The organism is Streptomyces sp. NRRL B-1347 (genome assembly GCF_000720325.1).
GTDB lineage: Bacteria > Actinomycetota > Actinomycetes > Streptomycetales > Streptomycetaceae > Streptomyces.
Window position 1 is genome coordinate 1 of record NZ_JOJM01000036.1, and the last position, 24106, is coordinate 24106.

At 69.8% G+C, this 24106-nt stretch carries 22 protein-coding genes, 1 tRNA gene and 3 pseudogenes; 11 read left to right on the forward strand and 15 right to left on the reverse strand.

The window, feature by feature from the left end:
- Positions 1-206: 206 nt before the first annotated feature.
- The 3 genes from IG74_RS49725 (at position 207) to IG74_RS52225 (ending at position 2849) form a co-directional block, all read left to right on the forward strand.
- Positions 207-536, forward strand: a complete 330-nt coding sequence (locus tag IG74_RS49725; protein WP_078869061.1) for a hypothetical protein — start codon at positions 207-209, stop codon at positions 534-536.
- Between the two features lie 142 nt (positions 537-678).
- Positions 679-939, forward strand: a complete 261-nt coding sequence (locus tag IG74_RS0127000; protein ID WP_158857775.1) for a hypothetical protein — start codon at positions 679-681, stop codon at positions 937-939.
- A 632-nt stretch (positions 940-1571) separates the two neighbouring features.
- Positions 1572-2849 carry a hypothetical protein gene (locus IG74_RS52225; protein WP_158857776.1) on the forward strand — a complete coding sequence of 426 codons (1278 nt, stop codon included), beginning with the start codon at positions 1572-1574 and terminating at the stop codon, positions 2847-2849.
- A 336-nt stretch (positions 2850-3185) separates the two neighbouring features.
- Here the strand turns inward: IG74_RS52225 and IG74_RS0127005 are convergent, their stop codons facing one another.
- From IG74_RS0127005 to IG74_RS0127015, 3 genes are read right to left on the reverse strand one after another with little or no spacing between them, the layout of a single operon-like run.
- The gene (locus tag IG74_RS0127005; protein ID WP_030682602.1) at positions 3186-3572 is read right to left on the reverse strand and encodes a hypothetical protein; all 387 of its coding nucleotides are present in this window, start codon (positions 3570-3572) and stop codon (positions 3186-3188) included.
- Complete coding sequence (locus IG74_RS0127010; RefSeq protein ID WP_030682604.1) at positions 3566-4003, reverse strand: ATP-binding protein; 438 nt, start codon at positions 4001-4003, stop codon at positions 3566-3568. Before IG74_RS0127010 ends, IG74_RS0127005 begins: the two co-directional genes overlap by 7 nt.
- A gap of 46 nt (positions 4004-4049) precedes the next feature.
- The gene (locus IG74_RS0127015; RefSeq protein ID WP_030682607.1) at positions 4050-4466 is read right to left on the reverse strand and encodes an NUDIX hydrolase; all 417 of its coding nucleotides are present in this window, start codon (positions 4464-4466) and stop codon (positions 4050-4052) included.
- A 109-nt stretch (positions 4467-4575) separates the two neighbouring features.
- Between IG74_RS0127015 and IG74_RS0127020 the strand changes: the two genes are divergently transcribed.
- The 5 genes and pseudogenes from IG74_RS0127020 (at position 4576) to IG74_RS0127040 (ending at position 7207) form a co-directional block, all read left to right on the forward strand.
- Positions 4576-5364, forward strand: a complete 789-nt coding sequence (locus tag IG74_RS0127020) for a GntR family transcriptional regulator (protein ID WP_030682608.1) — start codon at positions 4576-4578, stop codon at positions 5362-5364.
- A gap of 158 nt (positions 5365-5522) precedes the next feature.
- Positions 5523-5873: a hypothetical protein gene (locus IG74_RS0127025; protein WP_030682610.1), complete on the forward strand. Its 351-nt coding sequence runs from the start codon at positions 5523-5525 to the stop codon at positions 5871-5873.
- Between the two features lie 2 nt (positions 5874-5875).
- Positions 5876-6046, forward strand: a pseudogene (locus tag IG74_RS53555) (conjugal transfer protein TraS); the annotation flags it as partial.
- A gap of 135 nt (positions 6047-6181) precedes the next feature.
- Positions 6182-6289, forward strand: a pseudogene (locus IG74_RS51195) (SpdA protein); the annotation flags it as partial.
- Positions 6290-6415: 126 nt separating this feature from the next.
- Complete coding sequence (locus IG74_RS0127040) at positions 6416-7207, forward strand: DUF5677 domain-containing protein (RefSeq protein WP_158857778.1); 792 nt, start codon at positions 6416-6418, stop codon at positions 7205-7207.
- Positions 7208-7318: 111 nt separating this feature from the next.
- Here the strand turns inward: IG74_RS0127040 and IG74_RS0127045 are convergent.
- A tRNA-Gly gene (locus IG74_RS0127045) sits at positions 7319-7392 on the reverse strand.
- A 329-nt stretch (positions 7393-7721) separates the two neighbouring features.
- Here IG74_RS0127045 and IG74_RS52825 point away from each other — a divergent pair.
- The 3 genes from IG74_RS52825 (at position 7722) to IG74_RS0127060 (ending at position 9098) form a co-directional block, all read left to right on the forward strand.
- Entirely contained in the window at positions 7722-7880 is a 159-nt protein-coding gene (locus IG74_RS52825) for a hypothetical protein (RefSeq protein WP_170316473.1), read from the forward strand.
- A 136-nt stretch (positions 7881-8016) separates the two neighbouring features.
- The gene (gene dcd, locus IG74_RS0127055) at positions 8017-8592 is read left to right on the forward strand and encodes a dCTP deaminase (RefSeq protein WP_030682615.1); all 576 of its coding nucleotides are present in this window, start codon (positions 8017-8019) and stop codon (positions 8590-8592) included.
- An 8-nt stretch (positions 8593-8600) separates the two neighbouring features.
- Positions 8601-9098 carry a phosphoribosyltransferase gene (locus IG74_RS0127060; protein WP_030682617.1) on the forward strand — a complete coding sequence of 166 codons (498 nt, stop codon included), beginning with the start codon at positions 8601-8603 and terminating at the stop codon, positions 9096-9098.
- A 55-nt stretch (positions 9099-9153) separates the two neighbouring features.
- Here the strand turns inward: IG74_RS0127060 and IG74_RS0127065 are convergent, their stop codons facing one another.
- The 11 genes and pseudogenes from IG74_RS0127065 to IG74_RS0127115 all read right to left on the reverse strand — a co-directional run bounded on the left by IG74_RS0127065 (position 9154) and on the right by IG74_RS0127115 (position 23886).
- Positions 9154-9750: an HAAS signaling domain-containing protein gene (locus tag IG74_RS0127065; protein WP_051855480.1), complete on the reverse strand. Its 597-nt coding sequence runs from the start codon at positions 9748-9750 to the stop codon at positions 9154-9156.
- Positions 9737-10117 (reverse strand): PadR family transcriptional regulator, encoded by a 381-nt coding sequence (locus IG74_RS0127070; protein ID WP_030682622.1) that lies wholly within the window; start codon positions 10115-10117, stop codon positions 9737-9739. Before IG74_RS0127070 ends, IG74_RS0127065 begins: the two co-directional genes overlap by 14 nt.
- Before the next feature lie 137 nt (positions 10118-10254).
- Entirely contained in the window at positions 10255-11292 is a 1038-nt protein-coding gene (locus tag IG74_RS0127075; protein WP_030682624.1) for a YIP1 family protein, read from the reverse strand.
- Positions 11293-11461: 169 nt separating this feature from the next.
- Positions 11462-12940, reverse strand: coding sequence for an FG-GAP-like repeat-containing protein (locus IG74_RS0127080; protein WP_030682627.1), 1479 nt, complete (start codon positions 12938-12940; stop codon positions 11462-11464).
- 166 nt (positions 12941-13106) lie between these two features.
- Positions 13107-14468 (reverse strand): FG-GAP-like repeat-containing protein, encoded by a 1362-nt coding sequence (locus tag IG74_RS0127085; protein WP_030682630.1) that lies wholly within the window; start codon positions 14466-14468, stop codon positions 13107-13109.
- 67 nt (positions 14469-14535) lie between these two features.
- Positions 14536-16044 carry an FG-GAP repeat protein gene (locus IG74_RS0127090; protein WP_078869063.1) on the reverse strand — a complete coding sequence of 503 codons (1509 nt, stop codon included), beginning with the start codon at positions 16042-16044 and terminating at the stop codon, positions 14536-14538.
- 134 nt (positions 16045-16178) lie between these two features.
- Complete coding sequence (locus IG74_RS0127095; protein ID WP_037826112.1) at positions 16179-16742, reverse strand: hypothetical protein; 564 nt, start codon at positions 16740-16742, stop codon at positions 16179-16181.
- Between the two features lie 375 nt (positions 16743-17117).
- Positions 17118-18560, reverse strand: a complete 1443-nt coding sequence (locus tag IG74_RS0127100) for an FG-GAP and VCBS repeat-containing protein (RefSeq protein WP_030682637.1) — start codon at positions 18558-18560, stop codon at positions 17118-17120.
- A gap of 39 nt (positions 18561-18599) precedes the next feature.
- Positions 18600-20030, reverse strand: a complete 1431-nt coding sequence (locus IG74_RS0127105; RefSeq protein WP_030682639.1) for an FG-GAP and VCBS repeat-containing protein — start codon at positions 20028-20030, stop codon at positions 18600-18602.
- A 301-nt stretch (positions 20031-20331) separates the two neighbouring features.
- Positions 20332-21489: pseudogene (locus IG74_RS49730) on the reverse strand (FG-GAP repeat domain-containing protein); the annotation flags it as partial.
- Positions 21490-21609: 120 nt separating this feature from the next.
- Positions 21610-23886 carry a (Fe-S)-binding protein gene (locus IG74_RS0127115; protein WP_030682643.1) on the reverse strand — a complete coding sequence of 759 codons (2277 nt, stop codon included), beginning with the start codon at positions 23884-23886 and terminating at the stop codon, positions 21610-21612.
- Positions 23887-24106: the final 220 nt, after the last annotated feature.

Sequence of the window (24106 nt, forward strand, 5' to 3'; positions counted from 1 at the left end):
CCGACCCCCACCCCCGAACCCGAGGCCGCCGGCCCCCAGAAGAGCCCACCTCACCAGCCGCTCCCGACCACTACAACCCACGCACTAAAACGACCGCTCTATCGCCCGAACACATCCCCCAAGCCCCACCACACGGGGCTGGCACGTCCACTCTCCACGGACGGCGAACAAGAGCTGCTGGCATCCTTAACACCGAGGGGGCTGCCATGACACTGGGACGTAAGGGCGCACGGCGCATCATGGTCGACGGCACGGCCTATCGCTGGCGGCTGCGACACAGGCCGACCTACTCCCAGGGCGTGGCCTGGTCACCGTGCACGTTCGCGGTCGAGCACGCGGACACCCCGGGGACAACGCTCTTGGTCGCCACCCATCAACCGCACCCGAGCAACTGGATCGGACACGAGGCCAAGCCGGTACTCCCCTCCGACGTCGCCCAAGCCATCGAACGCGCCTTGCACGAGGGCTGGACACCAACGGCTTCAGGGCCTCCCTTCCGCCTCGACCTGTCCACCGGCTTCACACCCTCGCCCTGAGCGGAACGGACGCGACGGCTACCGCTTCACGCCCCGAAGGACCCACGATGAAGCCGCCCTCTCCCGCTGACCCGGTGGCCTGGAACGCGTATCTCGCCGAGAGGAGCTGGACCTGGACGTCGGCCCGCTCCGGCTCCTGGTGGTGGACTGGGCCCCGCCCCACGGCCCGTGGGACGACCAGCTGTGCTTCGTCTACGACGGCGGCGTCCTGCCTCACGACCGGGTGGCCGCCCTCCGCCCCCACGACGAGGAACTGTCCGACACGGCCTTCGTCGCGGCCAGCGACGCTCAGGAGCTGCTGCGCCCCCGCCTCGGCAACCGCCTCAGGGCCGCGCTGCGGACCCTCGCCACGGGCTGTCCCGAGTACCTGCACGACGGGTCCGCGTACCCGCCCCACCGCTGACCGGTCCGGCGCATCAGCACCCGGAAAACAACAAACCCCAGGTCTCTGACCTGGGGTTAAGAAGAGCGGGTGACGAGAATCGAACTCGCGCTCTCAGCTTGGGAAGCTCGGGTGATCTAGGGTGAGTTGGGTGCCTGAGCTGCTAGGGAGCTGGCTGATGGCCTCGTGATGCTGATGGTTTGTTGTCCGCCGTTCCCCGTGGTCCCCCGCCCAACCTGGCACGGGTCTGGCACGGTTGCAGCAGAAGGGCAGACGAGCCACTATCTGGCTCTCGCAGCGCAACACCTCAGTGCTCCGGGCTTTGGCATAACCCTTCCAGTGTGGCAGATCAACACCGGGGGCCCAGGCCAGAGCGGGGTGGGGGCGGTCACCCGTGGGTGCCGACTGTCGGCGTTGGTCGGCTTCGGACGGCCCAGGGACGGCCCAAGGACGTGAACTGATGGCGACCTCCCGCAGCCAGCATCGCTGTACAGCTCACCAAGTGGTCGACCGCAGCCGTCCGCCAGAATCTTCCGAGGCGTCGACTACACCGAATCGTGATACGTCACGACGGTGGAACATAATGCAGGACACGACACCACGCACTGTGGGATCATCACTTCCCCAGAATCCACGCAATCACCGGAAGAACGATGACTGTCGATAGCAGCCCTGCGGGTTCCCTGAAGCCGAATTCCCCATTGCTTGCCCTGGAGAAAAAAATCCAGGCCGCAGGCATCTCCTGCGAATGGACGACATCGTGGGACGAATCGGCACTACTGCAGATCGACATTGCGTCTGGCAGGAGCTCTCGCGCTGTACTGATTTCCGATGAAGATGCACCCACATGCCTGGAAATGGATTTCGCGAAAATTCGCGCTCTCGGCGAGTATGAAGCCTTTTATGCATTGGAGGAAAATCCCAGTATCGAAGTTGCCCTGACAGCCACCAGTGGGCCAACTCACCGCCTAATGGAGCGTATCCCTGGATGGGTAACTGCAGATCCGGAAGAGAATCTACGTACCAAAGCACAAGGATCCGTTACGATAACCGGCACTAGGAGTGAGGACTGGTCTGCAGAGATCAGTTCACCGTCTAAGAGATTCTCTGTTTTCTGCAGCTTTGTGCCCGTCACTCTCAAGCTTAAGGGGCGACAGCTCAGAACTTACTCAGAGGCTTTGGCATTTCTTGAAGGCGCGGGCAATGCCATCCTCTTCGAGCTCGATCTGAAATATGGCCTTTCATTCACCTTCCGGCGCATGCGACCGGTGGGCCCAATGAGATTCGGTCGGCGGACGCACCAAAACGCAAGCGCTCCTACGCTACCTAAGCTTCAGTACGCCGCTGAGCCGCTGAGTCTCTACCGGTACGCTCGGTCAGCCGTGGGAATGCCTCTGCTTGAGTTCCTTGCCTACTATCAGGTACTCGAATACTACTTCTCTCGCTACAGCCAGCGAGATCTTCTCGATAAGCTGCGCAACGAGTTGCGTGATCCGAACTTTAGAGCGGATGATGAACGTCAGTTGTCGCGCATCCTGCGAATCACACGTCAACCTGGAAGAGGATACGGGGACGAGCGTAGCCAGCTGAAGGCAACGGTCAGGTACTCCGTTTCCGAAGATGCAATTTCGGATTTCTTCTCGGCGAATCCAGAAGTCCTTGGACACTTCAGCGCTAAAAAGCAAGCAATCGCAGGCCTAGAGCCAGTAGACCCGAAGCGGAAAAAGGGGGACCTGGCCGACTTGCTTTGCGAGAGAATCTATGAGATCAGGTGTCGAGTGGTTCACACGAAGGAAGATGGTGGAGGCCAGGTTGACTCACTGCTGATGCCCTTCTCACCCGAAGCCGAGTCTCTCCGTGCCGAGAATGTACTCATGCGGTTTCTGGCACAGAAGGTGCTCATTGCCGGTGCTGTCGATCTTCCCGCATGAAATCTCGCAGGTCGGCGGAGCGGCTTTGGGCTGGAGCTGCTTTGGGGCGAGTGATCTTGGCCCCGTAAGCTTCCGGCGAGTCGGGCAGTCTGTGGACCTGCCCGTTAAAGCACGACGTTGGGGCCAAGATCTTAGAGGCTCGCCCCAAAGTGGCTGCCTAAAGTCGTGGAGCCGACCGCCCCAGCCACAGAGGGTGTCTCCCACTTCATGCCCGCAGCTCGCCAGCGCGCCGCCGGGCGCGGCCAGCCGGGGCGGAGACAGGAGGCAGGCCGCGCCGCAGAGGCGGCGCGCGCCCGCGCCGTGCGCGGGCCTTGAATCAGTAGAGAAAGTTGTAACTCAGTCGGTCGCGTCGGGCTTCAAGTCGTGTGTGCACGGCTGGGGTTCCATGTGCTCCTGGTGGTCCGCGAGGGGCAGGAAGAGCGCCGGGTGCACCGTCCACGTGATGCGCGTGCTGGCGTAGGTCACCGACACCGTGCAGGGCTCCGAGCGGAGAAGGGCCCGCCGCGTGTCGATGCGGCTCTCGTAGAGCCAGTCCCAAGTCTCTTTCGGTGCAACTGGGTTCAGCTCCGCCGTGATGGCTCGTAGGGCCGTGGGGAGCCAGCCGTCCGCTTGGGCCGCGGAGTACACGCCGAAGGATGTCGTCACCGTCGGCTCGCCCGGTTCCCTCAGGTCCTCCGCCCAGCACTCGCACCAGAACCCGCGAGCCAGGCCGTCGCTCAGCATGGGTGGCCCCCTGGCCCCGGCCGTGGCGAAGTGAACAGCTCCGCCGTCACCGTGTGCGCCCCGTCGCTGTTCCGCACCACCACCCGGTGGGCCAGTGCGCTGACCATCCCCAGGCCTCTGCCGTGGACCGCCTCCTCGTCGGGGTGCTCGACCTTCGGAGCGGAACCGCCCGCGCCCCCAGCGTCCGTGACCGACAGGGCGATGACCTGGGACGACACCGCCAGAGCCAGGTGGAAGCTGCCCGTGGGCCGGCCGCTGGCCGTGTGCAGGATCGCGTTGGCGCTCAGCTCGCTCGCGATCAGTTCGGCGTCCTCCGCGAGGGGCGAGGAACCCAGGATGTCGCGGGTCCAGCGGCGGGCTCGGCTGACCTCTTCGGGGAGACCTGGGCAAGTGAGTCCCCAGACCCGGGCGGTGCTCGTATACTCGTGCATACAAGTTCCTTTGTGCTGCTAGGCCGCCATGTGCAGCGGGTTCGGGCTATACGAGTTTCACGCCGTCGTGGGCGCGGATGGCCGGCGGAGCCGCCCCGCCCAGGGAGTCGAGCGCGTCCAGGACGCGGATCGCGTACGCCTCGTCGGCGAGTTGGGTGACCTCTTCGCGGGTGGCCCAGCGCAGGGCGCGGGTCTCCTCGCCGGTGGTGGGCGTACCGTCGGCGGCCTCGCAACGGAAGACCAGGGAGACGATCAAGCCCGTCATGTTCTTGTAGACGCCGGTCAGGGTCGCGGGAAGTGCGATCTTGACGCCGGTTTCTTCGAGGACCTCGCGCTGGAGGGCTTCGGGGATGGTTTCCTCGCGTTCGAGGACCCCGCCCGGAGGCTCCCACTGGCCGTTGTCGCGGCGCTGTATCAGCAGGGCCCGCCCCTGGTCGTCGACTATGACTCCGGCGACGCTCACGGAATGGGGGCGGTCAGTGCTCACGTTCCTCGGCCCTCTCGGCTGGCTAGGCTCTCCACCGTAGCAACAGCACTCGCCCACTCGTCTAGATACCTAAAGGAGTACACACGTGACCTCACTCCCTACCGGCTTGCTCGGCGAGGTCGACCCCACGAGTGATCGTGCGGTCTTCCGGCAGATCGCCGATCAGCTGCGCGAGGCCATCGATCGTGGGCGGTTCAGGGAGGGCGAGAAGCTGCCCTCCGAAGCTGACCTTGTGGACCACTACGGGGTATCCCGGATGACGGTCCGCAACTCCTTCTCCATCCTCCAGGGCGAAGGACTCGTCCACGCCGAGCACGGCAGGGGCGTCTTCGTCCGCCCGCGGCCTCCGGTGCGGCGCCTCGCTTCGGACCGGTTCGCCCGGCGCCACCGCGATCAGGGGAAGTCGGCGTTCATCGTCGAAGCCGACGCGGCCGGTAGCCACCCCCAGGTGGACAGCCTGGAGGTGAAGGAGGAGAAGGCCATGCAGGACATCTCCACCCGGCTCGGTTCGGCGCGCAAGGTGCTCGCGCGTCGGCGCCGCTACCTCCTCGACGGCCGTCCCGTCGAGTTCGCGACCTCGTACCTCCCGCTCGACATCGCCCGCGGTACGCAGATCGCCGAGCCCAACCCCGGCCCCGGCGGCATCTACGCCCGCCTCGAAGAGCTCGGCCACCGCCTCGACCACTTCGAGGAGGACATCCGCGCCCGCATGCCCTCGCCCGCCGAGGTCAAGACGCTGCGGCTCGCGTCCGGCGTGCCGGTGATCCATCTGATCCGCACCGCGTACGACACGGAGGGGCGGGCAGTTGAGGTCTGCGACACCGTGATGGCTGCGGACGCGTACGTCCTGTCCTACCAACTCCCCGCGAACTGACGGGTGATGGGGCGCGAGGCCGTTCCCCGGACTCGTACATCCCAACAGGCATACTCGTATAGACGAGTGGGCAAGTTGTGTGTCAGAGTGATCCGCGTTCCCGGGAGTTCGGGTTCACCGATCGCATCTTGTATAGACGAGTAGATAGGGGAACTGTCTTGCGCACCATCCGTGTTCAGACCTCGGGCGCCACGATCCTGCTTACCGAGGCCCCGGAGCCCAAGGTCCGCGACCGTCAGACCGGCGAGCGGGCCAAGGACGCGGTCAGCGGTGAGCCGCTGATGACCATCGGCGTCGTCTACATCGAGGAGGGGGAGTCGTCCCTGATCAAGGTCACGGTCCCGGAGAGCGGGGTGGCGGAGGGGCTGGTCCTCGGCTCGCCCGTCTTGCTGCCGGGGCTCATCGCCCGGCCCTGGGAGAGCGTCTTCAACGGCCAGCAGCGGCACGGCATCGCCTACCGCTGTGCCGCCGTGACGCCCGCCGCCTTCCCGGTCGCTGCCGGAGCCTGATGCCCGACCTGGCCGTCGCCGGGGACGCGTCCAGCGGCTGGTCCCGGATTCGTAGGCCCTACCTTTCGCTCGGCGAGGCTGCCGAGACGTGCCGGGATTCGGCTCACCTGGCGCCTGATCTGCCCGCGCTCAAGCCGTTTCGGCCCGTGGCCGCTGTGCGGCCCGTCGAGTGACCGGCGTCAGCAGCGGTCCGACCGCGCCCCGTGGCCGACTGATCCCGCCTGTTCCTTTCTCGGCTGGGACGAACGTTCTATTCGTCGCCATGCCTGTACCCCCTCATGCCTCTGGATCCCGGAAGGAGTCACCGCATGCGCGCCCAACTGGCCCGTGTGGACACGGTGCGCGTACAAGCGGTCATCGCCGCCGCGCTGTCCTTCGCCCACCTGCACAAGGACACGATGGTCCGTGCGGGGCGTGCGAAGCGGAAGGGCGCCCAGGGCCAGAGTGGTGACTCGTGAGAACGGGTCTCACTCGATCTATGAGACCCCCAACCCTTCCTGCAATGAGGCTGGTTGGCGAAAGGTAGCGGCGGAGTTGGATGGATGAAATTCGTGAACCTTCTTCTTCTTGCTCAAGTAGCCTTACCTCTCCCAAGCACGATGGGAAGGCACATGAGTAACGTTTCTAGGCAGCAGTACCGTGACGCTGTTGAGAAGATGCTCGCCGACTACCGGGCGGCCGGGCCTATCGAGACGAAGCAGCGCAAGTACCGGTCTGTGCTCATCGGACACGGTTGGTGTGCTGAGGTGCATCGCCTTGCAGAGGTGGTTCTGCACCTCATTGATCGCGGGAACCGTCACGAGACGCTGATTCTGCTTCGCACCATGGTCGAGACCACTCTCAGCCTGCACTGGCTCTCCCAGAAGGGAGACGCAGGCGCACTCGGTGTTCTTGCTGAAGGAGGGCGTCTGAACCGGGCGGCTGCTGAGGACATGAAGAAGGCATTCAGCGTGCCGCAGGAGCTCCTTGACGCGATCAAGGGTGAGTCGGTCGAGAAAACCGACGAAAGTGAGATCTTCCGTAAGTTCCAGGCGCAGTGTGATGAGGTAGACCCGAAAAGGGAGCTGTACTCCGTGTACCGATACCTCTGTGGTTACGCTCACCCGAGTTGGACTGGCGCCTCCGCCTTCATCGAGTGGACGACTGAGCCTCCCAGCCTCCGCAGTGAACCCAAAGAGGGGGGAGCCGCGGTAGTGGAGGCGACTGTGGCCATGTGTCTGGTCTGGGCGGGGCGGGCGTACGACGAGATGATCAACGGAAAGCCGCGTAAGCAGCTCCTGCGCTCGGTGGCGAAGGAGCTTGGCCTCCGGGCGGCTCTACCTTTGATCAATTAGCCGAGTGGTGCGGGCAGGCGTTGTGGTGCGTTTGTGGTGCGCGCCCCGCCCACTGGCCCGGAGCACTCGGACAACAAAGAACCCCCGGGTCCACGACCTGGGGGTTTCACATGGAGCGGGTGACGAGAATCGAACTCGCGCTCTCAGCTTGGGAAGCTGATGTTCTACCATTAAACTACACCCGCGCGGTACACCGGTTGAACCGGTTTCGTACTGTCGCACACTCTACCTCATCCCAGGCCCCGGGCGCCGTGCCCCCGGGGCCCGGCTGCGCTGTGTGGGCTCTGCGTGACTGCGGGCGAAGGGAGTTGGGGCGTACGGTGGGGGGCCTTCCCGGGATGGGGTCGAGGCGGATCCGGGGTGGATCCGCGGTGGATCCCGGGGGAGGTGTGTGGGGGTCGTGAGGGGTCCCCGAGGGGTCGGAGTGCCGCCTGGAGTGGCGTCCCTTTCATCCCGTAATGTGGCTTTCGTCGTCCGCCAGTTACGGCTTTTGGGGAAGGGACTCGTCGACTTGATGGAGCGCACCGTCGTCCGCTGTGCCGAGGGGCACGTGTTCAGCACCGCTTCGTTCCCGATGCAGCAGGCCGACCGGCTCGGGCCGGGCCGCCTCATCCGCTGTCCGCGGTGTGCGCGGCTCCGCCACGCGGTGCCGGTGGAGTTCGAGAAGCGGTAGAGCGAGGAGGGCGGGTGCCACGGTCCTGTGGCCGGTACCCGCCGTACCACCGCTACCGCCAGTACGGCGACAGAGCGCGCGGGTGGCGCATTGCGCAAATTGCGGCCTTCCCGCGCGCTCTGCGTATCCTCGGTGCGTGCTTCTCTCAGACAAGGACATCCGGGCCGAGATCGACGCCGGGCGGGTACGGATCGATCCCTACGACGAATCCATGGTGCAGCCGTCGAGCATCGACGTGCGCCTCGACCGGTACTTCCGGGTGTTCGAGAACCACCGGTACCCGCACATCGACCCGTCCGTCGAGCAGGCGGATCTGACCCGGCTCGTCGAGCCCGAGGGGGACGAGCCGTTCATCCTCCACCCGGGGGAGTTCGTGCTCGCGTCGACGTACGAGGTCATCTCGCTGCCCGACGACCTGGCGTCCCGCCTGGAGGGCAAGTCCAGCCTCGGCCGGCTCGGGCTCGTCACGCACTCCACCGCCGGGTTCATCGACCCCGGCTTCTCGGGGCACGTGACCCTCGAACTGTCGAACCTCGCCACGCTGCCGATCAAGCTCTGGCCGGGGATGAAGATCGGGCAGCTGTGCATGTTCCGGCTGACCTCGCCCGCCGAGGCCCCGTACGGGTCCGAGCGGTACGGGTCGCGCTACCAGGGTCAGCGCGGGCCCACCGCTTCCCGTTCCTTCCTCAACTTCCATCGGACCCAGGTGTGACATCCCCCATGAGCGACGTGCGCGAGAACCTGACCTACGAGAAGTTCGGCGCCGCTGTGCGCGAGCTGGCGCAGACCATCGCTGACGACGGGTACGAGCCTGACGTCATCCTCAGCATCGCCCGCGGCGGGGTGTTCGTCGCCGGTGGTCTGGCGTACGCGCTGGACTGCAAGAACATCCACCTGGTGAACGTGGAGTTCTACACCGGCGTGGGCGAGACCCTCGAAATGCCCGTCATGCTGGCGCCCGTCCCGAATGCGATCGACTTCTCGAACAAGAAGGTCCTGATCGCCGACGACGTCGCCGACACCGGCAAGACGCTGAAGCTCGTGCACGACTTCTGCCTCGACCACGTCGCCGAGGTGCGCTCCGCCGTCATCTATGAGAAGTCCCACTCGCTCGTGAAGTGCGAGTACGTGTGGAAGCGTACGGATGAGTGGATCAACTTCCCGTGGAGCGTCGAGCCGCCGGTCGTGAAGCGGCACGGGCAGGTTCTCGACGCCTGACCGTCCGTTCACGTGCCGCGGCGCCCCCACCCGGAGGTGGGGGCGCCGTTGTCGTTCACGCCTGTGCCGCGACCCCCGCGGTGGCCGGACCGGTCCGCGCCGCCTTCCACAGGAGCCGTGCGCCGAGCACGGGCAGCAGCACGTTCAGGAGCAGGAGCAGCAGCAGTTCCATGATGCCGATGCGGCCCGCGCCCGCGACGAAGCCGATGAGCAGCAGGAGCGGGAGCGCCAGGGTCAGCGCGCCGCCCTTGAGCTTCTGGCGCGCGGTCCACCGGGTGGAGGTGGACAGCAGATAGAGCCCCGCCGCGGCGGCGGCCACCATCGCGAGCGGGCCGCCGAACAGCGTCAGCGGTCCCGATGCCGCCAGTACGAGGATCGTGAGGCGGGTGCGGAGCCGCTCCGGCTCGGGGGCGCCGGGCGCCGGCGGGGCCTCCGCGAGCGCCGACGCCGCGATCGCGGCGGGGTCGCCCAGCTGGGCCAGGACCCCGCGCACGGTCGCGTCGTCCCGTGTGCCGGCCTCGGCGAGGCTGACCTCTATGTGCTCGCGCAGATCCGCAAGGAGCTCCGCCCGGCGGGTCGGGTCGAGGGTCGTGGTGGCCCGCTCCACGTCGGTCAGGTAGGTGCGGACGAGGGCGTGGTCAGGTGCCGTCATGGGGGTTCTCCGTGTCGTGCGAAATGCGGGGCGCCGGGGCCAGGAAGTGGTCGACGGCGTCCCGGAAGAGGGGCCAGCTCGCGGTGAAGTCCGCGAGGGCCGTGCGGCCCTCGGGCGTGAGCGTGTAGTAGCGGCGGGGCGGGCCGCTGGGGGACTCGCGCAGTTCCGTGTCCACCAGGCGGTCGCGGCGCAGCCGGGACAGGAGCGGGTAGATGGTGCCCTGGCTCGTCGTCATCGCGGCGACGGCGGACAGCTCCTCGACCAGCTCCACCCCGTAGCGCGGGCCGTCGCGCATCAGGGCCAGGACGCAGTACTCCAGTACGCCCTTGCGCAGCTGGCTCGCGGCCTTCGTCAGTGGATCCGCCATCCCCCTCGCCCCCCTCCAGTTCCTTGCTTTGCCTGGAACATTGCATTGCAAGGTACGTGACAGGAGTGGGCATGAGCAAGGGCCCCGGCGGTCGTGCCCGCCGGGGCCCTGGGTGGTGCGTGCCGTGCGCGGCAGCGTCAGAAGGTGCCGAGCTTGATGATCGACAGGATCGCGAGCAGCTGGATGGCGCTGGCGCCGAGGGCGCGGGTCCAGTGCAGGTCGTGCGACTTGCTGACCATCAGGGTGAGCAGCGCGCCCGCCGCGAGCCAGGTGGCCCAGCCGAGCAGCTGGACGAAGCCGTTGCCGCCGCCGAGGAACAGGGCGACGATGACGCGCGGCCCGTCCGTGATCGCCATGACCAGCATGGACAGGCCGACGGTCGGCTGCCAGGCGCCGTCGCCGCCGAACTGGCGGGCGAGGCTGTGGGTGACGACGCCGAGGATGAGCGCGCTGATGGAGATCGCGACGCCGGTGGTGAGGACGTACGGGATCGCCGTGGACAGCGTGGCGTTGAGGACGTCCTCGCGGGCCTCGTCGAAGCCGAAGACGGCGAGCAGGCCGTAGAGGAACGTGACGATGACGGCCGGGGCCCACATCGCGTAGTCGCGCATCTGGAGGAAGGTCGGGCCCGGGCGCAGCACGATGCCGCGCAGCAGGTCCTTCCAGGGCAGCTTGGGGCCGATGGGCCCGGCGGGGGCCTGGCCCGCGCGGTAGGTGTCCCCGTCGTTGTAGGGGTCCTCGCCGAGGGAGAAGGCCTGGGTGCTGCCGGGGTTGTTGGCGGCGTACGGGTCGGGGGCGCCGCCGTGGCCGCCGTGTCCGCCCTGGCCGCCGTAGTACTCGGGTTCGTCCCGGCCGCCGGGGGGCTGGGGCCACTGCTGGGCGCCGCCGTGGTGCTGGCCGCCGCCGGGGTGGCCGCCGCCGTACTGGCCGCCGTACTGGCCGGGGCCGGGGCCCTGGCCGCCGTACTGGGGCGGGGCCGGGTGTCCGTGCGAGGGCGCGGGCGGGTAGCCGTACGGCGCCTGGCCGCCGCCTTGCTGCGGGGGCCGCTGCTGTCCGTACGGGGCCTGCCCGGGGGCCTGCCGAGGGCTCTGCCCCGGCCCTTGGTGTCCTTGGGGACGTCCCGATTGCTGTGCGCGGTTGTCCCGGCCGCCGCGTCCGATCCTGAATCCAGCCACGGAATCGAACGTACCTGGTCCGGCGGGGCGGTCGCGCCCCTGTTGTGGAGGAGAGCCCGTTTGCGGCTGACCTGTAACAACCCCTAGGGGGACCCTGAGGGGTTGTCCTCAGGGCCCCCGTGGCGCCCGTGACCAGGTGGGGCGTGAGTGGCCGGGGTGGTGCGGCGGCCTAGCGGCCGAGCACGGCGCCGTACGTCAGCGCGGACGAAGACGCGGGCAGCTGGAGGGACTTGGGGGTGACGGTGGTGGTGCCGGGCGGCAGGACGTCGGGCGAGGCCCAGACGCCGCCGGACGAGCCGTCCTCGCCGGGGGCGGCGGTGGCGAGCTCGGGCTTGCCGTCGTTGTCGAAGTCGCCGGTGGCGAGGGCGGCGCCGAAGCGGTCGCCGGTCTCGGCGGTGCCGGGGATCTGGTTCGTGTCCTGCTGGAAGGCGTAGCCGTTGGCCTTGCCGTCGCCCAGCTCGTCGTCGGCGTCGAGGATGCCCTTCTTGGCGCCGTACAGGACGGTGACGCTGCCCGCGTTCTTCTTGCTGCCGATGGCCTCGCCGGGGGCGCCGATGATCAGGTCGGTGTAGCCGTCGTTGTCGATGTCGCGGGCGGTGACGGCCTCGCCGAAGCCGTCGCCCTTCTCGGCGACGCCGGGGACGCCCGGGGTGTCCTGGTTGAGGGTCTGGGCGCGGGCGCCGAAGGAGCCGTTGCGGTCGCCGTAGCGGATGTGGACGCCGCCGCCCTTGGTGAGCTCCTCGGGGCCGCACGGGTCGTCGATGTTCTCGTCGGCGATCTCGCGGCAGTTGCCGAGCGCGAGGTCGTCGAGGCCGTCGCCGTTGAAGTCGCCGGTGGCGAAGGCGGAGGTGGCGCCGTTGCTGTTGGCCCAGGACAGGAGGAGGCGCTTCTCCGGTTTGTGGTAGCGGTAGAGGTGGACGTGGGACTGCGTGTACGGCTGCTGCTTGGTGTAGTACGCGACGGCGAGGTCGGCGAGGCCGTCGTTGTCGAAGTCACCGGTGGACAGGACGGGGGCGCGGCCGCCCATCCGGTCGCCCATGCCCGGCTCGGTCTTCGCGGCGCGCGGGTCGTAGTTGACGACGACCTTGTCGGTGCCGCCGATGGCCAGGTCGGCCCGCTTGTCGCCGTTGAAGTCGGCGGCGGCCAGGGCGTTGCCGTAGGAGTCCTTGGCCTTGGCGCCGCGGCCCGCGCTGTTGGCCTTGCCGAAGCCGGTCTTCGTGCCGTACACGACGGTCGCGTTGCCCGCGTCCGCCTTGCCGTCGACGTCCTCGCCCGGGGCGCCGACCGCGAGGTCGGTGAGCCCGTCGCCGTCGAAGTCCGCGACGGCCACGGACGCGCCGAAGCGGTCGCCCGTCTCCGGGGCGCCCGGCACGTTCGCCGTGGCCTGGCTGATCCGTACGTTGCCCTTGGCGCGCAGGCCGTCGGGGCCGCCCCAGACCACGCTCACGTACCCGGCCCTGGCCTTCCCGCCGACGCTCGCGGCCGGGACGCCGACGGCGAGGTCCGCGTAGCCGTCGCCGTTGAAGTCGGCCTTGGCGGGCGGGGTGGCCCCGGCGGGCGCGGCGCTCGCGCCCGCGGCGAGCGGCAGGGTGAGGCCGGTCGCCGCGAGCGCCGTGGCGGCGGCCAGGGCGAGGGTGCGTGTGCGCACGGGTGCTCCAACTCTGTGGGTGACGCTTGGTCTTCACCTGTGTGACACACGAGGTTGGGCAAGGGTTGTGGTGACACCCGCCGGGGGCTTCCCGCCCCGCCCTGCCCCGCCCCGCCCCGAGCACGCGCCACGAGCACGCTCCGCCAGGGCCGACTGCGGCTCTCCTCTACTGAAGGAAGCCCTGGACGATTCCGTACGCCACGCGGGTCACCCCGGTGTTCTTGATCCCGGACGCGGAGCCGGGCAGGCGGAGCGGGTCGGACTCGCCGTGCACGTACAGGTCCGCGCAGCCGTCACGGTCGGTGTCCCGCAGGCGTACCGTGCTGCCGAATTGGTCCCCCTCAGTGGGGGTGCCCGGGATCCCCGCGCTGTCGCGGGCGAACCACTTGGAACCGGTGCCCTTCAGGCCGCCCCCGCCGCCGCGCAGGACATGGACGCCGCCCGCGTCCCGCGTGCCGTTGACGTCCTCCATGCGTGAGCCGACCGCCAGGTCCGGATATCCGTCACCGTTGGTGTCGCCCGCCGAGACGGAACTGCCGAAGCGGTCTCCCTTCTCCGGGGCGCCCGCCACGCCGGGAGTGCCCTGTGTGAGGCGGGTCGCCGTACCCGGACCGTTCCTGCCGCCGCGCCAGACGGACACCGCGCCCTTGTGTCCGGAGGCGGCGTAGTTGCCGATCGCGATGTCGCCGTACCCGTTCTTGTCGAAGTCCGCGATCACGCCGTCCGTGCTGTCGGCGTACCGGCCGAGGCGCAGCGTGGCGCCCGGCTTGAGGGTACGGCCGCCCTTGACGAACCAGGCGTCGCCCGTCTCCTGCCAGTCCCTGACCACCTGGCCGACCACGACCAGGTCCGTCGTGGCGTCCTTGGTGACCTTGCCCGCGATGAGGTCGTTGGGGGACAGGCCGCGCTTGGCGAGGCGCTGCACGGAACTGCCTACTCCGGCACGGGAGATGCCGCCCTTGTACACGTACACCGCGCCGCCGTTGACCGCGGCGAGGTCCGGCCTGCCGTCGCCGTTGAAGTCGCCGGCGGCGAGGCCCTGACCGAAGGCGTTGTGGGCCGCGGGCTTCTTGTTGGGGACGGCCGTGCCGCCCTTCAGGCCCTCCGGGGCGCCCCACAGCACGGTCACCGCGCCCTGGCCGCGATGGCGGCCGACCTTCTCGCCGTCGGCGCCGACGGCGAGGTCTCCGTATCCGTCCCGGTTGAAGTCCGCGGCGACACGCGGGCCTTCGGCCCAGGAGTCGCCGCGTTCGTCGGTGCCGGGGACGCCGGGGCTGTCCTGGTCGATGACCTGCGACCGGGTGCCGGGTCCTTCAGCCGTGCCGAAGGTGACGCGGACGGCTCCGCCCTTGTTGCCGCCGTCGGACTCCTGCGTGGCGAAGTCCCGGTAGCCGTCACCGTTGAAGTCGTCCCCGTACTTCGCGGGAGCCGACGGTGCGGCGGTCGCCGTCGCGGGGAGCGTGAGGGGGGTGAGCACGGCGGCCGTGAGGGTGGTGGCGGTGAGCAGTGTGGTGGTGCGCGGACGCAAGAGGACTCCTGGAGAGGTGAAGGTGGACCGGGACGCTGGCATCGGCGTCATACGGCGTCATACGGCGTCAGTCGGCGAAGTTCGCGCCCAGGCGGGGGTAGCCCGTGGTCGGGAGGCCCGCTGTGCCGGGGTAGATGCCGGTGGTGCCGCGGAGGGAGCCGTCGGGGGCGGAGAGCAGGGGGTAGACCGCGCCGTTGCCGTCGTTCTCGCCGTGGGCGCCCAGGACGACGTCCGCGCGGCCGTCGCCGTTCAGGTCGTCGGCGTGCACGTCCGTGCCGAGGAAGTCGTGCTTCTCGTCGGTGTTCGGCACGCCCGGCGTGTTCTGGGTGAGGAGCTTCGCGCCGCGCCCGCTGATGCCGGAGCCGTTCGCGCGGCCGTACAGGACGGTCACCGCGCCCGCGTCCTCGATGCCGTCGACGGTCTCGCCGGGGGCGCCGACGACCAGGTCCAGGTTGCCGTCGCCGTTGATGTCGCCGAGGTCCAGCTCGTTGCCGAAGGAGTCGCCCTTCTCGCCGCTGCCGGGGACGCCGGAGGTGTTCTGGGTGAACTTGTCGCGGTCGCCGTTCGCCGGGCCGCGCTTCCCGCCGTGCACGACGTGCACCGCGCCGCCCTTGGCCGCGCCCGGGATGCCGCTGTCCCAGTAGTTGCCGACGACGACGTCGTCGTAGCCGTCCTTGTCGGTGTCGCCGAGGTCCGTGATGACGCCGGGCAGCAGCTTCTGCGCGGCGGCGACCTTCAGGCCGGAACGGGAGCCGGGCACCCACCAGTTGGCGTTGTAGCCGCGCTGGGTGTCGTTCTCGTAGCCGTTGACGATCAGGTCGTCCTTGCCGTCGCCGTTGGCGTCCCCGGAGTGCAGGTTCTTCACGCCGACTTCGCCGTTGCCGTGGATGCGCGGGGTGACGGTGTAGTGCCCGCCGGTCCTGCCGCCGCGGGTGAAGCCGCCGCGGTAGACGTCGACGACGGCCGTCGTCACGGTGCCCAGGGCGATGTCGTCCTTGCCGTCGCCGTTGAAGTCCCCGGCCTGGAGGACCCCGCCGAAGTGGTCGTGCTTGCTGGGGCGCGGGTCCTTCAGGGTCGTGCCTCCCCGCAGGCCGATCGCCGAGCCCCACAGGATCTGGACGCTGCCGCCGTTCTTGTCGCGGCCGATGTCCTCGCCGGAGACGCTGACGAGCAGGTCGTCGTAGCCGTCGTCGTCGAAGTCCCCGTACGCCAGGTCGTTGCCGAACCAGTCCTGCGCCTCGGCGTCCCCGGGGACGTCCTGGCTGTTCTGCGTGTACTTCACGGAACGGTCGACGCCGCTCGCCTTCCCGTACGTGACGACGACGGCGCCCGCCGCCTTCTTGCCGTTCACGTAGGTGAAGGGGGCGGAGGCGGCCACGTCCGCGTAGCCGTCGCCGTCGAAGTCGGCGTCGGTGGCCGGGAGTGCGGCGCGGGGGGCCGCCGTCGCCGTCGGTACGGCGCTCACGAGGAGCCCGCCGGTGAGCGCCACGGTCGTCGTGGCGGCGGCCAGGCGGAGGCGGCGGCCGGGTCTGTGGGAGCGGGTGTCGCGGGAGGCGGTGCGCTTGTGCTGAGCCATGCGGTGTTCTCTCCTGCGGGTCTGGTGGTGTGTTTGCCGGTGCCGGGCCACGCGTTTGCGTATGCGTTGGCCTGGACCTTGACCTAGGAGAGACCGCTGACAGGCTGTGAGGGTTGTGTGCGCCTGGGGTGAAGTTACCTTGCTGTTATGGGGAGTTGGCGCCTCCGCCAGTACGCGTACGTCAGCGCGAGCACCATCGGGCCCCACAGCACGAACAGGCCGCTGACGACCGAGGCGAGCAGTTGCCACCCCGCGTTCGTGTAGGGGGCGTTCGAGAAGCCCCCGATGTGGAACGCGCAGAGCACCCAGTCGACCAGCAGCGCCGTGAAGAACAGGCCGCTCAGCGCCGCGGGCACGATCACCAGGAAGGGCGGAATCCGCTGCCCGCCGACCTTCGGCACCCAGCGGGGGAAGGTCTCGCCCCACGGCCGCACCAGACCCCGGCACAGCAGGGCGAACGCCTCGGACAGCAGGCTGAGCGACAGGACGTAGGCCACGCCCGCCCAGCGGGGCCACGTTTCGGCGGCCATGTCCATGCCCATCTGGTGGCCGAAGCCGATGGGCAGCCGCCACAGGCACACGGGCAGGGCCACGAGGGGGAGCAGCCGGGCGACCCGCTCCGCCCACAGGGGAACGGGCCGCTCGGTCGCCGCGGCGCCGTGGGCCGCGCGTACCGGATTCATCTCGCTGATCGCCATGGACACCACTGTTGTTGACCACCGGCGCGCCCGGATCGGGCCGGCGCGCGATGTTCGCCTCCCCCGCGCGGCGGAGGTGCCGACACGGGTGTCCGCCAGGAGGCGCAGAGTTGGACCCGGGCCGCCGGAGCTGTGTAAGATCAAGGCACAACTTCGGCGCACAACACCGAAGTCGCGCGTCTGTGGTCCAAGGAAAGACGCCCATCATCCGATGGGAAATGTAGGTGCAAGGCCTGCCGGGCGCTCCACGAAGTCGATGGCCCCTCACTGAGTCAGTGAGGGGCCATCGGCCTTTTCGTGCGCTGTCGCCACTCCGGCCGCGGCCGGGGCCGCGCGGTGAGCGCGCGACCCCGGCCGGCGGGCGAAGGCGGCGGACTAGCGGCCGAGCACCGAACCGTACTTGTGGGCTCCCGAGAGGCCCAGCTTGCCCGGAGTCAGGGAGACCTGGGCCGGGTTGGGGCCGTCCTTGGGGGTGCGGGCGTACCAGACGCCGCCCTTCGAGGCGTCCTCGCCGGGCGCGCCGACCGCCGTGTCGGGGTAGCCGTCGCCGTTGAAGTCACCGGTGGCGACGGCCGCGCCGAAGCGGTCACCCGCCTCGGCCGTGCCGGGCACGCCCGCCGAGTTCTGGCTGATGGAGGGGCCCGCGAAGGGCTTGCCCGGACCGGTGGAGGCGAGGACCCAGTAGCTGCCCGCCTTCTTCGCGGAACCGACCGCCTCGGACTCCGAACCGGCGATCAGCTCGTCGATGCCGTCCCGGTCGAGGTTGGCGACGGCGAGGCGCGAGCCGAAGGCGTCGCCGTTCTCGTCCTCACCGCCGACGCCGGGGGAGCCCTGGTTCGTGCAGGACGTCGGGCCGCCGAGCGTCGTGCCGCGCTTGCCGTACGCCGTGGCGATCGAGCCGCCGAGCGTGTCCGGGCAGAAGTTGTCGCCGTCGCTCTCGGAGCTCGCCGCGATGTTGCCCAGGGCGAGGTCCACCGTGCCGTCGCCGTCGAAGTCGCCCGCGGCGAGGGAGTGGCTGTAGTCGGCGATCGACCACCGCTCCTTCCACGGGCGCGTGCCCGCGTCCGGGTGGGAGAGCACATCGGTGCCCGTGATCTCGCCGTCGCCGTAGGACACCGCCAGGTCGTCGCGGCCGTCCGCGTCGAAATCGGCGGACGTCACCGCGACGGGACCGTTGAAGTGCCAGCTCGTGATCGGCTTCAGGCCCGAGGGGGAGCCCTCCTTGACGGGACCGGGCCGCAGGGCGACCCCGCTGCTCTCCTCGCCCGCCCGGTTGAGCACGATGTCCTGGTCCTTGTCACCGTCGAAGTCGCCGGTGGTGAGCAGGGCGCCGAGGCGTTCGCTGGAGTACTCGCCGGTGGCGGCCGTGAAGCCGCCCTTGATGCCGGACTTCGAGCCCCACAGGACGGTGACGGTGCCCGCGCTGAGCTGCGTGCCGTTGTCCTCGTCGGGGGTGCCGACGACGATGTCCGTGATGCCGTCGCCGTTCATGTCGGCGGGCCGCACCGCGTAGCCGAAGCCGTCGTCCTTCTCGGCGTGGCCGGGGACCCCGGCCGAGTCCTGGCTGACGGTCGCCGAACCATGCTTGCCGAGGCCGTTCTTGCCGCCCCAGACCACGTTCACATAGCCCGCCTTGGCCTTGCCGCCGACGGTCGCGCCGGGGACGCCGACCGCGAGGTCCGCGTAGCCGTCGCCGTTGAAGTCGGCCTTCGGCCGGGGCGTGGGCTCCGCCGCCGCGGCGGACGTGACGGACAGGCCCGAGACGCCGATCACGGTCGCGGCGCACAGCACCGCGGCCGACAGGGTCTTCTTGCGCAAGATGTCTCCAACTGAGCTGAGAGAGATGGGAGATGAGGGTCAGCGAAGTGATTCGCCGAAGGCCTTGCCGAGGCCGCCCGCGCCCGCGGGCAGCCGTACGCCGAAGTCGGAGCCGTTGAACGACGTCGCGCGCGGGGTCGTGACGCCCGCCGACGAGCCGCGAAGCACCCACACGGCGCCCGCGTCCCGGCGCGCGTCCGCGCCCGAGCCGATGTCCTCGCCGCCCGCGCCGGTCGCGAGGTCCGCCTTGCCGTCCTTGTCGACGTCCTTCAGGCGGACGTTCGAGCCGAACGCGTCGCCGTCCTCGCCGACGCCCGGCACCCGAGGCGTGTCCTGGTGCGAGGCGCTGCCGTCCCGCAGGCCGCGCGGGCCGCCCTTGAGCACGACGACGCTGCCCGCGCCGCGGGCGCCCGCGGCGCCGGACGTCTCGCCGGGCGCGCCGACGGCGACGTCCGCGAGGCCGTCGCCGGTCACGTCACCCGTGGCCACCGACCAGCCGAACCTGTCGCCGTCCTCGCCGTTCCCGGGCACGCCCGCGCTGTCCTGCGTGTACGTCACGGGCGCGCCGAGCTTCGCGTCGGCGCCGTAGCGGACGCTGATCGCGCCGCCCTTCGCCGCGTTCGGGTTGCCGGTGACCAGGTCGTCGTAGCCGTCGCCGTTGACGTCGCCCACGGCGAGCGGGTCGCGCGAGGCACTCGGGTCGCCGCCCTCGGCGAGGACACCGGACCAGTAGCCGAGGTCACCCGCGCCGCCCTTTATGTAGGCCGTGTAGGCGCCGCCGTCCGCGCGCTCGCCGGTGAGGACGAACGTGTAGCCGTCCTTGGACGTGAGGTGGCCCGCGGTCATGGAGTCCAGACGGACGCCCTCGGGCAGGAAGTCGGTCTCGAGGCCGATCGCGCGGCCGTCCTGCGGGACGCCGTCGGCGTAGAACCACCAGGAGTCGCCGCTGATCACGGCGAGGTTGGCCGTCTCGTCGCCGTCGATGTCGACGAAGACGGCGGCCTCGCCGAAGCGGCGCTCGCTGTCGGCCGGGGCGGTGAGCGTGGTGCCGCCCTTCTTGAAGCCGTTCCTGCCGCCCCAGACGATCGTGACCGTGCCGCCGGACGTGCCCGGGGTCTTCTCGCCCGGGGCGCCGACGACCAGGTCGGCGTAGCCGTCGCTGTTCACGTCGCCGCTGGTGACGCTCTCGCCGAACTCGTCGCCCTGCTCGGTGACCCCGGGCACCCCGGCCGTGCTCTGCGAGACGGTCGTGGCCCGGGAGGTGCCGACACCGGCCGCCGAACCGTACGTCACCGTCACGGAGTTGGCTCCCGGGGTGCCGATCGCCAGGTCGCGGTAGCCGTCGCCGTTGAAGTCGTCCTTGCGGACGGTGGTCCCGGCGGCCGCGGCCGTCCCGGCCAGCGGCAGCGTCACGCCGCCCGCGGCGAGGGCGACCGCGATCGCGGTGACGGCCAGGTTCCTTGCGCGCACGTACGCTCCCCGTGGGTGAAGTGGTACTTCCGGGGGTTGTGACCGGCGGGCCGTACGAATGGTTGTGCGACGTCGGCTGTGAGGTGAACCGGAGCTTGCGGGCCGGGGTTTGGCCTGAGCGGGTGCGGCGAAGTCCGCTGCGGTACGGGAGCGCCCCCGAAGGGGCGCGGGGAACTGCGCGACCAGCCACGACGGCGCCGCAGCAGAATGACGGCACCGTGCCCCGCCCGCTGGACGTCCGTACGACCACGTCCGCGCGCCGGTCGCCGTCGAAGTCGGCCACCTTCAGGACCTGGACCGTGCCGCCCTTGCCCGTGGGCACGAGCGTCGCCGTGGCGTTCGCCGCGAGGCCCGCGGCGCGGCCCCGGTGGATCCACACCTCGCCGCGGCCGCCGCCGGTCACGACGAGTTCGCTGCGGCCGTCGCCGTCGAGGTCGCCCGTCCGCACGGACGCGTCGCGCACCGCGAGGGCGGCCCGCGCGGTGCCCGGCACGGCGTAGCGCAGGGCGATGCCGCGCGGCCCCGGCAGCGCCGCGTCCACCGCGCGGCCGCCGCGGAAGGTGCCGAAGGCCGTGTCGGTGCCCGCGGGGAGCAGCGCCCCCGTGCGGTTCGGCCCCTTGGGCCCGCCCAGGACCAGACTGCCCGGGGAGGGGCCCGCCGCCTCGCGGACCACCAGGTCGTCGTAGCCGTCGCGGTTCACGTCCACGGCGGGGCCGCCCGTCACCAGCTCGTTGCCGGGCGCGGTGAGCGGCGCTGCGGCCGCGCGCGGCGCGCCCTTCCGGGTGAAGGGGCCGCGCAGGAAGCTCAGATGGGCGCCGCTCGCGTGCAGGACGAGGTCCTGGGCGCCGTCCCCGTCGAAGTCGCCGCACACCGGCTGGTCGGGCCAGCCGTTGCCGAGCCGCGCCCGCGCGGGCACCCGGAGCTTCACCGCCGTGCCGGTCAGGCCCTTCGGGGAGCCGAAGAGGAGCTGGAGCGGCACCGGGGGCTGCCCCTGGCCGTCGTACGGCGGATCCGTGGAGACCACCAGGTCGGTGAACCCGTCGCCGTCCAGGTCGCACGCCGCCTCGGACTCGAACGCTGCGGGCAGCCGGCCCTTGGTACGGGCGCCGTTGGCGCGCGCGGTCAGCAGCTGCCGGGCGCCGGGGACGAGCCCGGCGCGGCCGCCGTACACGACGCCGATGCCGGGGTCGTCGCCGTGGCCCCGGTGGGCCAGGTCGTCGAGGACGAGGTCACGGGCGCTGTCGCCGTTGAAGTCGTCCGGCACGTCGCTGCCCTTGCCGTGCGGGACGGCCTTCGCGGGCGCGCCCCTGGCGGCGAGTCCTTCGGAGGTGGGGCGGGCGTGGGACTCGCCGTCGCCGCCGCAGCCCGCCAGGACCAGGGCGCCGCCGACGGCGGCGGCCAGCAGCCGTATACCGGATCTCCTCAAGCCACCCACCCCACAGGACCGTGCAGTCGTCATGAGCACCACAGGTTTACACGAACGACGAAGGGCCGGTCCCGCCAGGGCGGAACCGGCCCGTTACGACCGTCTTGTGCGGCTCACTTCACCGGGTCGGCGGACCGGGGCACCGGCGCCGGATCACTTCACCGGCTCGGGCTCCGGCTCGCTCTCCGCCTCGGCCTCGCCCGCCGGGGGCGGGTTGTCGGCCGGGGTCTTCACCGAGTCAAGGAGCAGCTGGGCGACGTCGACGACCTGGAGCGACTCCTTGGCCGCGCCATCGTTCTTCTTGCCGTTCACGGAGTCCGTGAGCATGACGAGGCAGAACGGGCAGGCGGTCGACACGATGTCCGGGTTGAGGCTGAGGGCCTCGTCCACGCGCTCCGTGTTGATGCGCTTGCCGATCCGCTCCTCCATCCACATCCGCGCGCCGCCGGCGCCGCAGCAGAAGCCGCGCTCCTTGTGGCGGTGCATCTCCTGCTGGCGCAGGCCGGGCACGGCCGACATGATCTCGCGCGGCGGTGTGTAGACCTTGTTGTGACGGCCCAGGTAGCACGGGTCGTGGTAGGTGATCAGGCCCTCGACCGGGGTCACCGGGATCAGCTTGCCCTCGTCGATGAGGTGCTGGAGCAGCTGGGTGTGGTGGATGACCTCGTAGTCGCCGCCGAGCTGCGGGTACTCGTTCGCGATGGTGTTGAAGCAGTGCGGGCAGGTGGAGACGATCTTCTTCGCCGACTTGGGCTTCTTCGTCGACTCGTCCTCGTCGTCCTCACCGAACGCCATGTTCAGCGAGGCCACGTTCTCGGCGCCCAGCTGCTGGAACAGCGGCTCGTTGCCGAGGCGGCGGGCCGAGTCGCCGGTGCACTTCTCGTCGCCGCCCATGATCGCGAACTTGACGCCCGCGATGTGCAGGAGCTCCGCGAAGGCCTTCGTGGTCTTCTTGGCCCGGTCCTCCAGGGCGCCCGCGCAGCCGACCCAGTACAGGTAGTCGACCTCGGTGAGGTCGTCGATGTCCTTGCCGACGACCGGGACCTCGAAGTCGACCTCCTTGGTCCACTCCAGACGCTGCTTCTTGGCGAGGCCCCAGGGGTTGCCCTTCTTCTCCAGGTTCTTGAGCATCGTGCCCGCCTCGGACGGGAACGCGGACTCGATCATCACCTGGTAGCGGCGCATGTCGACGATGTGGTCGATGTGCTCGATGTCGACCGGGCACTGCTCGACGCAGGCGCCGCAGGTGGTGCAGGACCACAGGACGTCCGGGTCGATGACGCCGTTCTCCTCCAGGGTCCCGATCAGCGGGCGCTCGGCCTCGGCGAGGGCGGCCGCGGGCACGTCGGCGAGCTGCTCGGCCGAGGCCTTCTCCTCGCCCTCCATGGACTTGCCGCCACCGGCGAGCAGGTACGGGGCCTTGGCGTGCGCGTGGTCGCGCAGCGACATGATCAGGAGCTTCGGCGAGAGCGGCTTGCCGGTGTTCCACGCGGGGCACTGCGACTGGCAGCGGCCGCACTCGGTGCAGGTGGAGAAGTCGAGGATGCCCTTCCAGGAGAACTGCTCGACCTGGCTGACGCCGAAGACGGTGTCCTCGTCCGGGTCCTCCCAGTCGATCTCCTTGCCGCCGCTCGTCATCGGGAGCAGCGGGCCGAGCGCGGTGCCGCCGTCGGCCTTCCGCTTGAACCAGATGTTGGGGAAGGCCAGGAAGCGGTGCCAGGCGACGCCCATGTCGGTCTTCAGGGCGACCGTGATCATCCAGATGAAGGAGGTCGCGATCTTCAGGCCCGCGAAGAAGTACGTGAGGTTCTGGAGCGTCGAGACGTCCATGCCCCCGAACCACGAGACGAACGGGTATGAGATGAAGAACGAGGCCTCGTAGCCGTCCACGTGGTGCTGGGCGCCCTCCAGGGCGTGCAGCATGAAGATGCAGACGCCGACGACGAGGATGACGGTCTCGACGAAGTACGCCTGGCCGGTGTTGGAGCCCGCGAAGCGGGACTTGCGGCCGGGGGCCCCGGGCCGGTTCAGCTGCCGGATGACGATCAGCGTCACGATGCCGAGCACGGTCATCGTGCCGAGGAACTCGACGAAGACGTTGTACGGCGCCCAGTCGCCGATGATCGGCAACATCCAGTCGGCCTTGAAGAGCTGGCCGATGGCGTTCACGATCGTGAGCAGCAGGGAGAAGAAGCCCACCGCCACGAACCAGTGCGCGACGCCGACGATGCCCCACCGGTTCATCCGGGTGTGGCCGAGGAACTCCTTGGCCACGGTCAGGGTGCGCGCGGCGGGCTCGTCGGTCCGGGTGCCGGCGGGCACGGCCTGGCCGAGCCGCACGAACTGGTAGATCTGCAGGATGGCACGGCCGAACAGCGCGACGCCGACCGCGATTAGGACCAGCGACACGATGATCGCGGCGAGTTGCATTTCGGGGCTCCTCAGGCCTGCGAGGCGTCTATTACTAAGCAGTAACTTATGCAGTCCGTCTGAGACTACCCACATACTGTGCGGCCGCGCAGCCAGGCAGGCGGTGATCTGTGTCGCTCAGGCTGCCCTTCCCGCGCCCGGCCGTTCCCGGCTCAACCGTTCGGGGCCGGGAGCCGTCTCCCTCCGTGAACCCCGGGTTGCGCGTAAGGGGAGGATAAGA

Excerpts from the sequence above, each read along its gene's own strand:
- IG74_RS49725 (WP_078869061.1), top strand. The coding sequence starts at position 207 with ATGACACTGGGACGTAAGGGCGCACGGCGCATCATGGTCGACGGCACG.
- IG74_RS52225 (WP_158857776.1), top strand. The coding sequence starts at position 1,572 with ATGACTGTCGATAGCAGCCCTGCGGGTTCCCTGAAGCCGAATTCCCCA.
- IG74_RS0127005 (WP_030682602.1), bottom strand. The coding sequence starts at position 3,572 with ATGCTGAGCGACGGCCTGGCTCGCGGGTTCTGGTGCGAGTGCTGGGCG.
- IG74_RS0127010 (WP_030682604.1), bottom strand. The coding sequence starts at position 4,003 with ATGCACGAGTATACGAGCACCGCCCGGGTCTGGGGACTCACTTGCCCA.
- IG74_RS0127040 (WP_158857778.1), top strand. The coding sequence starts at position 6,416 with ATGAAATTCGTGAACCTTCTTCTTCTTGCTCAAGTAGCCTTACCTCTC.
- IG74_RS52825 (WP_170316473.1), top strand. The coding sequence starts at position 7,722 with ATGGAGCGCACCGTCGTCCGCTGTGCCGAGGGGCACGTGTTCAGCACC.
- IG74_RS0127060 (WP_030682617.1), top strand. The coding sequence starts at position 8,601 with ATGAGCGACGTGCGCGAGAACCTGACCTACGAGAAGTTCGGCGCCGCT.
- IG74_RS0127065 (WP_051855480.1), bottom strand. The coding sequence starts at position 9,750 with ATGACGGCACCTGACCACGCCCTCGTCCGCACCTACCTGACCGACGTG.
- IG74_RS0127070 (WP_030682622.1), bottom strand. The coding sequence starts at position 10,117 with ATGGCGGATCCACTGACGAAGGCCGCGAGCCAGCTGCGCAAGGGCGTA.
- IG74_RS0127090 (WP_078869063.1), bottom strand. The coding sequence starts at position 16,044 with ATGGCTCAGCACAAGCGCACCGCCTCCCGCGACACCCGCTCCCACAGA.
- IG74_RS0127095 (WP_037826112.1), bottom strand. The coding sequence starts at position 16,742 with ATGGCGATCAGCGAGATGAATCCGGTACGCGCGGCCCACGGCGCCGCG.
- IG74_RS0127115 (WP_030682643.1), bottom strand. The coding sequence starts at position 23,886 with ATGCAACTCGCCGCGATCATCGTGTCGCTGGTCCTAATCGCGGTCGGC.